This is a genomic window from Streptomyces sp. NPDC048018, from assembly GCF_043202995.1.
Classification (GTDB): domain Bacteria; phylum Actinomycetota; class Actinomycetes; order Streptomycetales; family Streptomycetaceae; genus Streptomyces.
Window position 1 is genome coordinate 617,269 of sequence record NZ_JBIDBK010000005.1, and the last position, 12,489, is coordinate 629,757.

Genomic DNA, 12,489 nt, shown 5'->3' on the forward strand with positions numbered 1-12,489 from the left:
GGCCGCGCGAAGGGCTGAACCGTAAAGTCTTGGATCCCTTCGCAGGCCATCCATGGACACCGCGAGCACCGCCCCCGCAGGGTGATCACATGACCCAGAACCTCGTGGGCGGCTTCGAACCGCCCTACTACACGGCTGTCTTCACCTCGATCCGGCCCGACGACCCCGAGGGTTACGCCGAGACCGGCGCCCGTATGCAGGAGCTCGTCCAGGACGTTCCCGGGTTCCTCGGATACGAGTCCGCCCGCACCCCCGGCGGGATCGGGATCACCGTCGCCTACTTCCGCGACCTGGACGGGATCGCCGCGTGGCGGAGGCACCCCGAGCACATGGCCGCCAAGGAGTACGGGCGCGAGCACTGGTACGAGAGCTACCGCGTGCACATCGGCAAGGTCGAGCGGACGTACGGCCATGACCGGGACTGAGCGGCCCGCTTCCGCCACGTCGGGCGAGGCCGAGGCCGTCCGGGGCTTCGCCCGCCGGCTCGGCCTGCCCGGGCTGGTCGACGTCCACACCCACTTCATGCCCCGCAACGTCCTCGACAAGGTCTGGGCCTACTTCGACTCCGCCGGGCCGCTCACCGGCGTCGAGTGGCCCATCACCTACCGCGAGGAGGAGGACCGCCGGATCGCCCTGCTGCGCGACTTCGGGGTGCTCGCGTTCACCTCGATGCTCTATCCGCACAAGGCGGGGATGGCGGAGTGGCTGGACGACTGGGCCGCCGACTTCGCCGCCCGCACGCCCGACTGCCTCCACACCGCGACCTTCTTCCCCGAGCCGGGCGCCCCCGGCTACGTCCGGCGGGCCCTCGACCGCGGGGCCCGGGTCTTCAAGGTGCACCTCCAGGTCGGCGGCTTCGACCCGAACGACCCGCTGCTCGACGACGTGTGGGGTGCGGTCGAGGAGGCCGGCACGCCGGTCGTCGTCCACTGCGGCTCCGGGCCCGCGCCGGGCGCGTTCACCGGGCCCGGGCCGATCGGGCGGCTGCTCGCCCGGCGGCCGCGGCTGCGGCTGATCGTCGCGCACCTGGGCATGCCCGAGTACGGCGAGTTCCTCGACCTCGCGGACCGGTACGAGGGCGTCCACCTGGACACCACCATGGCGTTCACCGACTTCAGCGAGCGCCTCGCACCCTTCCCGGCCGGAGAGCTGAAGCGGCTGCACGGCCTCGGCGACCGGATCCTGCTCGGCTCCGACTTCCCCAACATCCCCTATCCGTACCTCCATCAGCTCGACGCCCTCGAACGGCTCGGGCTCGGCGACGACTGGCTGCGGGCCGTCTGCCACGACAACGCGGCCCGGCTCTTCGGGCTGCCCCACCGGTCCCCCTGAGGGCGCGTCCGCCGCGCCCCGCCCTCCGGGCTTTCTCAGGGAATTCACAGGGAAGCGAAAGACACGTCTCAGGCGGTCCGGGAACGGTGACGCGTATGACTGCGACCACTTCCCGCTCGCGCGCCGGTCTGCTGCGCGCCGACGGTTCCGCCGTCCGGGTCCTCGTCGTCGACGACGAGGCCTCGCTCGCCGAGCTGCTCTCGATGGCCCTGCGCTACGAGGGCTGGCAGGTGCACAGTGCGGGCGACGGGGCGGGGGCGCTGCGCACCGCGCGTGACTTCCGGCCCGACGCCGTGGTGCTCGACATGATGCTGCCGGACATGGACGGGCTCTCCGTGCTCGGGCGGCTGCGGCGCGAACTGCCGGACGTGCCGGTGCTGTTCCTGACGGCGAAGGACGCCGTCGAGGACCGGATCGCGGGGCTCACGGCGGGCGGCGACGACTACGTCACCAAGCCCTTCAGCCTGGAGGAGGTGGTGGCCCGGCTGCGCGGGCTCATCCGCCGGTCCGGGGCCGCGCAGGCGCGCGCCGAGTCGCTGCTCACCGTCGGGGACCTCACCCTCGACGAGGACAGTCACGAGGTGACCCGGGGCGGTGTGGCCATCCACCTCACCGCCACCGAGTTCGAGCTGCTGCGCTTCCTCATGCGCAACCCGCGGCGGGTGCTGAGCAAGGCGCAGATCCTCGACCGGGTCTGGTCGTACGACTTCGGCGGTCAGGCCAATGTCGTCGAGCTCTACATCTCGTACCTGCGGCGGAAGATCGACGCCGGGCGCAGCCCCATGATCCACACCCGGCGGGGGGCCGGCTATCTCATCAAGCCGGGGGAGTAGTCCGGCGTGGGTCTGCCCGAAGGGCGCCGGGGCGGGCGCCCCTGGTCGCTGCGCACCAGGCTGGTCGTCTCCGCCGTCGCGCTGATCGCCGTCGTCTGCGCGGTGATCGGGACGGTGACGACGATCGCCTTCCGGTCCTATCTCCACGACCAGGCGGACGCGCGGCTGCAGGAGGTCGCGCACCGGGCGGCCGGCCCGCCGCCGGACGCCGTCCTGCCGTCGCCCGGCGGCTTCGACACGCCCCTGGGCTTCGTCATCGGGCCCGGCGCGCCGCTCGGGACGGTCGGTGCGCGGGTGGTGGACGGGGCGGTGGCCTCGGCCGAGGTGTCCGTGTCGCCGCCGGAGGGGGTGTACGGGCCGAAGTACCGTACGAATCCGCTGGATTCGGCGCAGACCGCCGCGCTCGGCGGCGTGTCCCGGGACGGCGGGCCGCACACCGTGTCGTTGCCCGGCGGGCTCGGCGACTACCGGGTCCAGTACGCCACCGGCAAGAACGGCGCCTACTTCATCGGCATCCCGCTGTCCGAGGTCGAGGACGCGCTGTCCACCCTGGTCGTCGTCGAGCTGAGCGTCACCGGCGCCGGCCTCGTCGCCGCCTCGCTCGCCGGGACGGTGCTGGTGGGGGTCGCGCTGCGGCCGCTGCGCCGGGTGGCCGCGACCGCCGCGCAGGTGTCCCGGCTGCCGCTGCACAGCGGTGAGGTGGCGCTCGACCACCGGGTGCCGGAGGCGCAGGCCGATCCGCGGACGGAGGTCGGGCAGGTCGGCGCGGCGATCAACCGCATGCTGGACCACGTGCATTCGGCGCTCGACGCCCGGCAGCAGAGCGAGACACGGGTGCGTCAGTTCGTCGCGGACGCCAGTCACGAGCTGCGCACCCCGCTCGCCTCGATCCGGGGCTACGCGGAGCTGACCCGGCGCGGCCGGGAGGAGTGCGGTCCCGACACCCGGCACGCCCTCGGGCGCATCGAGTCCGAGGCGACCCGGATGACGGGACTGGTGGAGGACCTGCTGCTGCTCGCGCGGCTCGACACCGGACGGCCGCTCTCGTACGAGAGCACCGATCTCTCCCTGCTCGTCGTGGACGCCCTCTCCGACGCCCGGGCGGCCGGGCCGGCGCACCGCTGGCGGCTCGAACTCCCCGACGGGGAGGCCGCGGTGAAGATCCCCGCCGACGGCGCCCGGCTGCACCAGGTGCTCGTCAACCTGCTCGCCAACGCGCGCGTTCACACCCCGCCGGGCACGACCGTCACCGCCCGGGTCCGCACGACGCCGGGCCACGCCGTCGTGGAGGTCGAGGACGACGGGCCCGGTGTCCCGGGCGAGCTGCTGCCGTCCGTCTTCGAGCGCTTCGCCCGCGGCGACGCCTCGCGGTCCCGGCACGCGGGCAGCACCGGGCTCGGGCTCGCCATCGTCCGGGCCGTCACGCTCGCCCACGGCGGTGAGGTGACCGTCGCCAGCGCTCCCGGCCGCACCCTGTTCGCCGTGCGTCTGCCGCGGCAGCGCTGACTCACAGGCTGGGCACAGGCTGACCACACCGGCGTGACAGCGGGCCCGGCGACGGTCGGGACATGCAAACGACAGTGTCCGCCGAAACCCTTCCCGCCCGGGAGCACCTCCCCGTGGGCGCGGCCGGCCGGCCCGTCCTCGACGTGGTGATCCCCGTCCACAACGAGGAGGGCGACCTGGAGCCGTGCGTGCTGCGGCTCCACGAGCACCTCCGCCGCACCTTCCCGTACGCCTTCCGCATCACCGTCGCCGACAACGCCTCCACCGACGCCACCCCGGACCTGGCCCGCGGGCTCGCCACCCGGCTGCCGGACGCGGTGCGTTTCGTACGGCTCGAGGAGAAGGGCCGCGGCCGGGCGCTGCGGACCGTGTGGTCGGCGTCCGAGGCGCCGGTGCTCGCGTACATGGACGTCGATCTGTCCACCGACCTGAACGCGCTGCTGCCGCTCGTCGCGCCGCTCATCTCGGGCCACTCCGACCTGGCGATCGGCTCGCGGCTGGCGCGTTCCTCGCGGGTGGTGCGCGGGCCGAAGCGGGAGTTCGTCTCGCGCGCCTACAACCTGATCCTGCGCGGCTCGCTCGCCGCCCGCTTCTCGGACGCCCAGTGCGGCTTCAAGGCGATCCGGCGGGAGGTCGCCGAGCGGCTGCTGCCGATGGTCGAGGACACGGGCTGGTTCTTCGACACCGAGATGCTGGTGCTCGCCGAGCGGGCCGGGCTGCGCATCCACGAGGTGCCGGTCGACTGGGTCGACGACCCCGACTCGTCCGTGCACATCGTGCGGACCGCCGCCGACGACCTGAGGGGCGTCTGGCGGGTGGGCCGGGCCCTCGCGACCGGGTCGCTGCCGCTCGACCGGCTCGCCCGGCCCTTCGGTGACGACCCGCGCGACCGTGAACTCAGCGGTGTGCCGGGCGGCCTGGCCCGCCAGCTGGTCGGCTTCTGCGTGGTCGGGGTGCTGTCGACGCTCTTCTACCTCGCCCTCTACTCCCTCTTCCGGCTCGGTGCCGGACCGCAACTCGCCAACGCGGGCGCCCTCCTGCTCTCCGCCGTCGCCAACACGGCCGCCAACCGCCGGCTCACCTTCGGCGTACGGGGCCGGGACCGGGCCGCCCGCCATCAGGCGCAGGGCCTGGTGGTCTTCGGCATCGGCCTGGCGCTGACCAGCGGTTCGCTGGCCGCGCTCGGTGCCGCGACCGGAGATCCGGCGCACGCGACCGAGCTCGCCGTGCTGGTCGTCGCCAACCTCGCCGCGACCGTCGTGCGTTTCCTCCTCTTCCGGCTCTGGGTCTTCCCGGAGCGCGCCACTGCCCCAAGGACCGATCGATGACCTCCCCGAACTCGCTCGCACGGCGCCTCTGGCGCGGGCGGCCCGACGACGCGCCCTGGGTGCGGCCCGCCTTCTACGGCCTGCTCGTCGTCACCACCGCCCTCTACCTCTGGAACCTGAGCGCGAGCGGCTACGCCAACTCCTTCTACTCCGCGGCCGTCCAGGCCGGCAGCCAGAGCTGGAAGGCCTTCCTCTTCGGCTCGCTCGACGCGGCGAACGCCATCACCGTCGACAAGCCGCCGGCCGCGCTGTGGCCGATGGCCCTGTCCGTGCGCCTCTTCGGTCTGGGCTCCTGGCAGATCCTGGTGCCCGAGGTGCTGATGGGGGTCGCCACGGTCGGCGTCCTGTACGCGGCCGTCCGGCGCCGCTTCGGAGCGGGCGCGGGCCTGATCGCGGGCGCGGTCCTCGCGCTCACCCCGGTCGCCGCGCTGATGTTCCGCTTCAACAACCCGGACGCGCTGCTGGCCCTGCTCATGACGGTCGCGGTCGCCTGCGTGCTGCGCGCCCTGGAGCTGGACGGGGGCGCGGCGCGCTGGCTGGTGTGGGCCGGGGTCGCGCTCGGTCTCGCCTTCCTGGCGAAGACCCTGCAGGCCTTCCTGATCCTGCCGGTGCTCGCGCTCGTGTACCTGGTGTGCGCGCCGGGCGGCCTGGCGCGGCGCCTCGGCCGGCTCGGCCTGGGCGGGCTCGCGCTCGTCGGGTCGGCGGGCTGGTGGGTGGCGCTGGTCGAGCTCTGGCCGGCGTCCTCGCGGCCGTACGTCGGGGGCTCGCAGCACAACAGTTTCCTGGAGCTGACCTTCGGCTACAACGGCCTCGGCCGGCTCAGCGGCGACGAGGTCGGCAGCGTCGGGGGCGGGGGTCGCGGCGGCCCGATGGAGCTCCCGGGCGGCACGCGGCTGCCCGCGGGCGCCGAGTTCGCGGGCGGTCCGGGCGGTCCCGGGGGTGGCCGGGGCGGCGGCTGGGGCGAGACGGGCATCGGCCGCATGGTCAACGACCAGATCGGCGGCCAGATCTCGTGGCTGCTCCCGGCGGCGCTGCTGCTTCTCGTCGCCGGTCTCGTGGTGACCTGGCGGGCCCCGCGCACGGACACGGCCCGTTCGGCGTTCCTGGTGTGGGGCGGCTCGTTGCTGCTCACGACGGGCGTCTTCAGCTTCATGGCCGGCATCTTCCACGAGTACTACACGGTGGCCATGGCCCCGTACATCGCGGCGCTGATCGGCATGGGCGCGGCGGTGCTGTGGGAGGAGCGGGCCCACCTCCTCGCCTCGGCGGCCCTCGCCGCGGCCGTCGCGGTGACGGCGGTGTGGGGCTGGACCCTGCTGGGGCGCACGCCCGACTGGCTGCCGTGGCTGCGCTGGGCGGTCCTCGTGGCGGGCTGCGCCGCGGCCCTCGCGCTGCTGTTCGCGGGCCGTGTCGACCGCCGGTTCGGCCTGGTGGCGGCGGGCCTCGGCCTCGCGGCGGGCCTCGCGGGCCCCTGCGCGTACACGCTGGCCACGCTGTCCGAGGCCCACCGGGGCTCGATCGTCACGGCGGGCCCGGCCGGTGCGGCCCGGGGCGGCTTCGGCGGCGGCCGGGGCGGTCCGGTGGGCGGCTTCGGCGAAGGACGGGTGTTCGGCCCGGGCGGTCAACTGCCCGGCGGCGGACCGGGCATGGGGCAGGGGACGCCGCAGGGCCAGGGGCAGGGCCCCGGTGGGATGCCGGGCGGCGGCCAGGGGCAGTTCCCCGGCGGTGGCCCCGGTGGCTTCCCGGGCGGTGGTCAGGGCGCCGGGCAGACGCCCGCGGCGCCCGGCGAGAACCGGCCGGGCGGCCCGGGCGGCATGGGCGGTCTCCTCGACGGCGCGGACGTCGGCGCCGAGGCCGAGCGGACGCTCCTGGCCGACGCCGACTCCTACACCTGGGTCGCCGCCGCCATCGGCGCCCAGAACGCGGCGAGCTACCAACTCGCCACCGAGAAGCCGGTGATGGCGATCGGCGGCTTCAACGGCAGCGACCCGTCGCCGACGCTCGCGCAGTTCAAGCAGTACGTGGCCGAGGGGAGGATCCACTACTTCATCGCGTCCGGCGGCGGGCTCGGCGGGGGCGCGGGCGGCGGCGCGATCACGTCGTGGGTGGCGGACACCTTCGAGAAGACCACCGTCGGCGGGGCCGCCTTCTACGACCTGACCCAGGTCAGGTAGCCCGCCGGAGGACCCCCCGACATCTCCTGTACGGCGTACGAGAGACTCCTGTACGGTGTACGAGCCATGTCCTCGTACACCGTATAAGGAGTTCTCATGACGGCGACGACCGCCGCGAACGAACGGGCCGCCGGCGGCGGCCACCCGCAGCGCTGGCTGATCCTCGGCGTCATCTGCCTCGCCCAGCTCACCGTGCTGCTCGACAACACCGTGCTCAGCGTCGCCATCCCCTCGCTGACCACCGAGCTCCACGCGTCCACCAGCGACATCCAGTGGATGATCAACGCCTACTCGCTCGTGCAGTCCGGCCTCCTGCTCACCGCGGGCAACGCCGCTGACCGCTACGGCCGCAAGCGGCTCCTGGCCGTCGGCCTCGCGCTCTTCGGCCTCGGCTCGCTCACCGCCGGACTCGCCGACTCCACCGGGCAGCTGATCGCCGCCCGCGCGGGCATGGGCGTCGGCGGGGCGCTGCTGATGACCACGACCCTGGCCGTCGTCATGCAGATCTTCGACGACTCCCAGCGGGTCAGGGCGATCGCCATCTGGGCCACCGTCAGCTCCCTCGGCTTCGCCGCGGGACCGCTGATCGGCGGCGTGATCCTCAACCACTTCTGGTGGGGGATGATCTTCCTGATCAACATCCCGGTCGCCGCGATCGGCCTGGTCGCCGTCCTCAAACTGGTCCCGGAGTCCAAGAACCCGCAGGGCGACCGCCCCGACCTGCTCGGCGCGCTGCTCTCCACGGTCGGCATGTCCTCGGTCGTCTACGCGATCATCACCGGCCCCGAGCACGGCTGGACCTCGGCACAGGTCCTGGTCCCGGCGGCGCTCGGTCTCGCGGTCCTCGCCGCTTTCGTCGGGTGGGAGCTCCGCATCCCCCACCCGATGCTCGACATGCACTTCTTCCGCAACCAGATGTTCGTGGGCGCCGTCGCCGGCGCGATCCTCGTGATGCTCGGCATGGGCGGCTCGCTCTTCCTGCTCACCCAGCACCTGCAGTTCGTCCTGGGCTACGAGCCGCTGGAGGCGGGTCTGCGGATGGCGCCGCTGGCGCTGACGATCGTCGTGCTCAACCTGTCCGGCATCGGCCCGAAGATCGTCATGAGGATCGGCACGCCCCCGTCCGTCGCCCTCGGCCTGGGCCTGGTCGCCGGCGGTCTCACTTCGATCGCCGTGCTCGGCGGCGGCTCCCACGGCACGTACGGCGGCATGCTGCTCGGCCTGGTCCTGATGGGCGCGGGCATCGCGCTCTCCAACCCGGCCATGGCCAACGCGATCATGAGCGCGATCCCGCCGGAGAAGGCCGGCGTCGGCGCGGGCGTCAACGGCACGCTCGCCGAGTTCGGCAACGGCCTGGGCGTCGCGATCCTCGGCGCCGTCCTCAACGCCCGCTTCGCCGCCCTCGTCACCGTCACCGCGACCTCGCTGCCGGCCGCCCTGGCCGCGGCGGGCACGGACGCCGAGCGCCGGCAGATCTCCGACGCCTTCGCCTCCGGCCTCCAGACCAGTCAGCTGGTCGGCGCGGTCGCGGTCTTCGCGGGCGGTCTCCTGGCCGCCTTCCTGCTGAAGCGGGCGGAACGCGCCGAGGAGCGGGCGAAGGAGCACGAGATGGCTGCCTAGCATGGTCTCGGAACACTGACAGACGGAGGCGCGCGATGGTCAAGGCAGCCGACAGGGCCGGCAACCCGGCGCGTTCCAGCGTCTGGCTGGAGAACCGGGCCGCCCGCAGCGGGGGCGGCCCGGCCGGGCTCGACCGGGAGCGGATCGTCGCGACGGCGGTGCGGATGCTCGACGAGGAGGGCCTGTCCAAACTCTCGATGCGCAAGCTCGCGAGCGAGCTGAACGTCACCGCGATGTCCCTGTACTGGTACGTGGACACCAAGGACGACATCATCGAGTACGCCGTCGACAGTTGCTACGGAGAGGTCGACCTGGCCGCGGTCGCGGCAGCCGGCGGGTGGCGGGAACGGATCCGGTTGCTCGCCCTGGCGTACCGCCTGATGCTGGTGCGCCACCCGTGGATGTCGGCGTGCGCCGGCCAGTACCTCAACATCGGTCCGCACGCGATCGCCGTGGGCTCCGCGATGCAGGAGGCGGTCCGGGACACCGGTCTGCCCGTCTCCCGCCAGCCGAGCGCGATCGCGTCCGTCTTCCAGTTCGTCTACGGTTACGGGACGATCGAGGGCCAGTTCCGGCGGGTGGCCCAGCAGGCGGGGATGTCGCAGGACGACTTCTACCTGGACTCACTGAAGGCCTTCCGCGAGGACGAGAAGTTCTCGCAGGCCCTGGACGGGATGAGCGACCTCCTCGACGAGCGGCAGTCCCACGGCAGCGTCGACGCGATCTGGGACCGCGACTTCGACTACGCGCTGGACGTCCTGGTCGCCGGCATCGAGGTGATGGTCGCCCGGCACGCCGGCGACACGGGCGCGGAGGAGCGCCGAGAGCCCGGCAGGACCTGACGCGGCAGGGTTCCCGGGCCGCCCGTGACGCGGCAGGGGAGACCGTTCCGCCGCCCGTGACCTGAGGCGGCAGGGGAGGCCCTTCCGCCCGTGACATCACGCGGCAGGGTTCCCGTCCTGCCCGTGACATGACGGAGCGGCGGGCCGTCCCCTGCCCGCCGCTCCGTATTCCGCCCGGCCGCGCCTCCGCTCGAAGCGCGGCCGGGAGCTTTTCGTCAGGCCTCGACGGCCTGCTTGTCGTCCGCCTTCACGGTGTTGCTCTTCAGCGCGACCTCCTTGATGAACAGCGTCACCAGGAAGGCGAGCAGCGCGAAGGGCGCCGAGTAGAGGAAGACGTCGCCGACGCCGTGCCCGTAGGCGCTCTCCATGACCGTGCGGATCGGGGCGGGCAGCTTGTCCATGTCGGGGATGCCACCGCCGCCCTTGCCCATGGCCGCGGCGGCCTTCGGGCCGAGCTCGGTCAGGCCCTCCTTCACGTAGTCGGTGACCCGGTGGGCCATGACCGCCCCGAGCGCCGAGACGCCGATCGCACCACCCAGGGAACGGAAGAAGGTGACGACGGAGGAGGCGGCGCCGAGGTCGGCGGGGGCCACCTGGTTCTGGGTGCACAGCACCAGGTTCTGCATCATCATGCCGAGGCCGAGGCCGAGGACCGCCATGAAGATCGCGATGTGCCAGTACTCCGTGTCGTAACGGATGGTGCCGAGCAGACCGAGACCGCCGGCGGCGAGGGCGCCGCCGCTGACCAGCCAGGCCTTCCAGCGGCCGGTCTTGGTGATGATCATGCCGGAGACCGTCGAGGAGACGAACAGGCCGCCGATCATCGGGATGGTGAGGACACCGGACATCGTCGGCGACTCGTTGCGGGCCAGCTGGAAGTACTGGCTGAAGAAGACCGTGCCGGCGAACATCGCGACACCGACGAAGAGCGAGGCCGTCGAGGCGAGCGCGATCGTGCGGTTGCGGAAGAGGCGCAGCGGGATGATCGGCTCGGCGGCCCTGGACTCGACGAGGACGAAGACCGCGCCGAGCAGGATCGAGCCGCCCACCATGGCGGCGGTCTGCCAGGACATCCAGTCGTACTTGTCGCCGGCGAAGGTGACCCACACGAGGAGCAGGGAGACGGCGGCGCTGATGAAGAAGGCGCCGGCCCAGTCGACCTTGACCTCGCGCTTCACGACGGGGAGCTTGAGGGTCTTCTGCAGGACGAGCAGCGCGATGAGCGCGAAGGGCACGCCGACGTAGAAGCACCAGCGCCAGCCGAGCCACTCGGTGTCGGTGATGACGCCGCCGAGCAGCGGGCCGCCGACGGTGGCGACGGCGAAGACGGCGCCGAGGTAGCCGCTGTAGCGGCCGCGCTCCCGCGGGGCGATCATCGCGGCGAGGATGATCTGGGAGAGGGCGGTGAGACCGCCGACGCCGATGCCCTGCACGACGCGGCAGGCGATGAGCATGCCGGTGTTCTGCGAGAGACCCGCGACGACCGAGCCCGCGACGTAGATGACCAGGGCTATCTGGACCAGCAGCTTCTTGGAGAAGAGGTCCGCGAGCTTGCCCCAGAGCGGGGTGGTCGCCGTCATCGAGAGGAGGGCGGCGGTGACGACCCAGGTGTAGGCGGACTGGCCGCCGCCGAGGTCGCTGATGATCTGGGGGAGGGCGTTGGAGACGATCGTCGAGGACAGGATGGCGACGAACATGCCGAGCAGGAGCCCGGACAGCGCCTCCATGATCTGCCGGTGCGTCATCGGGGCACCGGGGGCGTCGGTGCTGCCTTCCCGAGCACCTGTGGCAGGCGCGGTGGTAGCCATGAATTTCCTTTGCGTGAAGTCTGCTGTGTGAAGCCGGCGTCGGTCAGGCGTGCTGGGCGCGGCAGTCCCCGAAGGAGTCGCGGAGGCGGCCGAGCAGGGTGGTGAGCAGTGCGACGTCGTCGTCGGACCACTCCGCGAGGTGGCGGGTGAACGCTTCGGTGACCCGGCGGTCGAGCTCGTCGAGCATCGCGCGGCCCTCGGTGGTGAGCCGCAGGATCCGGGAGCGCCGGTCGTCCGGGTCGGGCAGTCGCTCGATCCAGCCGTGCTCCACGGTGTGCGCCACGTGCCGGCTGCACACGGACATGTCGACGGCCATCAACTCGGCCAGCCGGCTCATCCGCATGTCGCCGTGGTGCTGGACGAGGGTGAGCACGGCGGCCGCGCCGCCCTGGCAGTGGGCGGGCAGCACGCGGGCGACACCGCGCTTCACGGCGCCGATGGCGCTCACCGCTCGGGCGAGGTCCTCGTACCGGTTCCGTGTCTCCATCGAGCTCCCCAACATCTTGTTGCTTAGGGCAACGATAGAGATGGATGGTTGCTTCAGGCAAACTAAATCGGTCAAAGCACGCTAAAGAATCGGTAAAGCGGTCCGGAGAGCGCCTCGGGAGGCTGTGCGGAGGGGGCGCCGGGGGCTCCGGCGGGGAGGGAAGGTGCAGGTCCCGGGAAGGGGACATGACCAGGGCTTGGGACGGCGAGCCCGACTTCGCTAGGGTCCGGGCCATGGCACACAACCCCCAAGCACCGTACGGCCAGGGCGCCCAGGGCCCCGAGGGCTCCTACGACCCCGCCGGCAACACCCAGATGTTCCGCGCCTTCGTCGACGAGGGCACCCCGCAGCGACAGCAGCAGCACCAGGCCGTCGCCCCGTCCTCCGGCCCCCGCGTCGGCCTGATCGTCGGCGTGATCGTCGCGATCGCCGTCCTGGCGGGCGTGGCCTGGCTGGCGCTGGGCTGACCCGGCGCCCCCACCCCGAAGCCGCACCCGCCAGAGGGCGGCCGCACCGGACGTCCCCGAGACGTCGGGCGCGGCCGCCCTTTTTTCGGGCA

Annotated in this window: 11 protein-coding genes; 9 read left to right on the forward strand and 2 right to left on the reverse strand. The window is 72.7% G+C overall.

All coding sequences use genetic code 11. The features are described from left to right. Positions 1–89: 89 nt before the first annotated feature. From ACGF1Z_RS22740 to ACGF1Z_RS22775, 8 genes are all read left to right on the forward strand, one after another. Positions 90–425 (forward strand): antibiotic biosynthesis monooxygenase family protein, encoded by a 336-nt coding sequence (locus ACGF1Z_RS22740; RefSeq protein ID WP_393006705.1) that lies wholly within the window; start codon positions 90–92, stop codon positions 423–425. Beyond that, on the forward strand, positions 412–1,332 hold the full coding sequence (locus ACGF1Z_RS22745; RefSeq protein WP_393006707.1) for an amidohydrolase family protein: 921 nt from the start codon (positions 412–414) through the stop codon (positions 1,330–1,332). The genes ACGF1Z_RS22740 and ACGF1Z_RS22745 overlap by 14 nt, the downstream gene beginning before the upstream one ends. A gap of 95 nt (positions 1,333–1,427) precedes the next feature. Then, the gene (locus tag ACGF1Z_RS22750) at positions 1,428–2,165 is read left to right on the forward strand and encodes a response regulator transcription factor (protein ID WP_393006709.1); all 738 of its coding nucleotides are present in this window, start codon (positions 1,428–1,430) and stop codon (positions 2,163–2,165) included. 6 nt (positions 2,166–2,171) lie between these two features. Then, positions 2,172–3,671: a sensor histidine kinase gene (locus tag ACGF1Z_RS22755; RefSeq protein ID WP_393006711.1), complete on the forward strand. Its 1,500-nt coding sequence runs from the start codon at positions 2,172–2,174 to the stop codon at positions 3,669–3,671. A 62-nt stretch (positions 3,672–3,733) separates the two neighbouring features. After that, positions 3,734–4,999: a glycosyltransferase gene (locus tag ACGF1Z_RS22760; protein WP_393006713.1), complete on the forward strand. Its 1,266-nt coding sequence runs from the start codon at positions 3,734–3,736 to the stop codon at positions 4,997–4,999. Then, positions 4,996–7,173, forward strand: coding sequence for an ArnT family glycosyltransferase (locus ACGF1Z_RS22765; protein ID WP_393006715.1), 2,178 nt, complete (start codon positions 4,996–4,998; stop codon positions 7,171–7,173). The genes ACGF1Z_RS22760 and ACGF1Z_RS22765 overlap by 4 nt, the downstream gene beginning before the upstream one ends. 96 nt (positions 7,174–7,269) lie before the next feature. Next, entirely contained in the window at positions 7,270–8,793 is a 1,524-nt protein-coding gene (locus ACGF1Z_RS22770) for an MFS transporter (RefSeq protein ID WP_393006717.1), read from the forward strand. 35 nt (positions 8,794–8,828) lie between these two features. Continuing rightward, a complete protein-coding gene (locus tag ACGF1Z_RS22775; RefSeq protein WP_393006719.1) occupies positions 8,829–9,635 on the forward strand; it encodes a TetR/AcrR family transcriptional regulator in 807 nt (268 codons plus the stop codon). A 215-nt stretch (positions 9,636–9,850) separates the two neighbouring features. On the opposite strand, the gene ACGF1Z_RS22780 is transcribed toward ACGF1Z_RS22775, so the two are convergent. Then, positions 9,851–11,443 carry an MDR family MFS transporter gene (locus ACGF1Z_RS22780; protein WP_393006721.1) on the reverse strand — a complete coding sequence of 531 codons (1,593 nt, stop codon included), beginning with the start codon at positions 11,441–11,443 and terminating at the stop codon, positions 9,851–9,853. 43 nt (positions 11,444–11,486) lie between these two features. Next, positions 11,487–11,930 (reverse strand): MarR family winged helix-turn-helix transcriptional regulator, encoded by a 444-nt coding sequence (locus tag ACGF1Z_RS22785; RefSeq protein ID WP_393006723.1) that lies wholly within the window; start codon positions 11,928–11,930, stop codon positions 11,487–11,489. 233 nt (positions 11,931–12,163) lie between these two features. Between ACGF1Z_RS22785 and ACGF1Z_RS22790 the strand changes: the two genes are divergently transcribed. After that, on the forward strand, positions 12,164–12,397 hold the full coding sequence (locus ACGF1Z_RS22790) for a hypothetical protein (RefSeq protein WP_393006725.1): 234 nt from the start codon (positions 12,164–12,166) through the stop codon (positions 12,395–12,397). Positions 12,398–12,489 lie beyond the last annotated feature (92 nt).

Bases quoted from the DNA above. Each gene is read 5' to 3' on its own strand.
- ACGF1Z_RS22740 (WP_393006705.1), top strand. From the start codon at position 90: ATGACCCAGAACCTCGTGGGCGGCTTCGAACCGCCCTACTACACGGCT.
- ACGF1Z_RS22745 (WP_393006707.1), top strand. From the start codon at position 412: ATGACCGGGACTGAGCGGCCCGCTTCCGCCACGTCGGGCGAGGCCGAG.
- ACGF1Z_RS22750 (WP_393006709.1), top strand. From the start codon at position 1,428: ATGACTGCGACCACTTCCCGCTCGCGCGCCGGTCTGCTGCGCGCCGAC.
- ACGF1Z_RS22760 (WP_393006713.1), top strand. From the start codon at position 3,734: ATGCAAACGACAGTGTCCGCCGAAACCCTTCCCGCCCGGGAGCACCTC.
- ACGF1Z_RS22765 (WP_393006715.1), top strand. From the start codon at position 4,996: ATGACCTCCCCGAACTCGCTCGCACGGCGCCTCTGGCGCGGGCGGCCC.
- ACGF1Z_RS22770 (WP_393006717.1), top strand. From the start codon at position 7,270: ATGACGGCGACGACCGCCGCGAACGAACGGGCCGCCGGCGGCGGCCAC.
- ACGF1Z_RS22775 (WP_393006719.1), top strand. From the start codon at position 8,829: ATGGTCAAGGCAGCCGACAGGGCCGGCAACCCGGCGCGTTCCAGCGTC.
- ACGF1Z_RS22780 (WP_393006721.1), bottom strand. From the start codon at position 11,443: ATGGCTACCACCGCGCCTGCCACAGGTGCTCGGGAAGGCAGCACCGAC.
- ACGF1Z_RS22785 (WP_393006723.1), bottom strand. From the start codon at position 11,930: ATGGAGACACGGAACCGGTACGAGGACCTCGCCCGAGCGGTGAGCGCC.
- ACGF1Z_RS22790 (WP_393006725.1), top strand. From the start codon at position 12,164: ATGGCACACAACCCCCAAGCACCGTACGGCCAGGGCGCCCAGGGCCCC.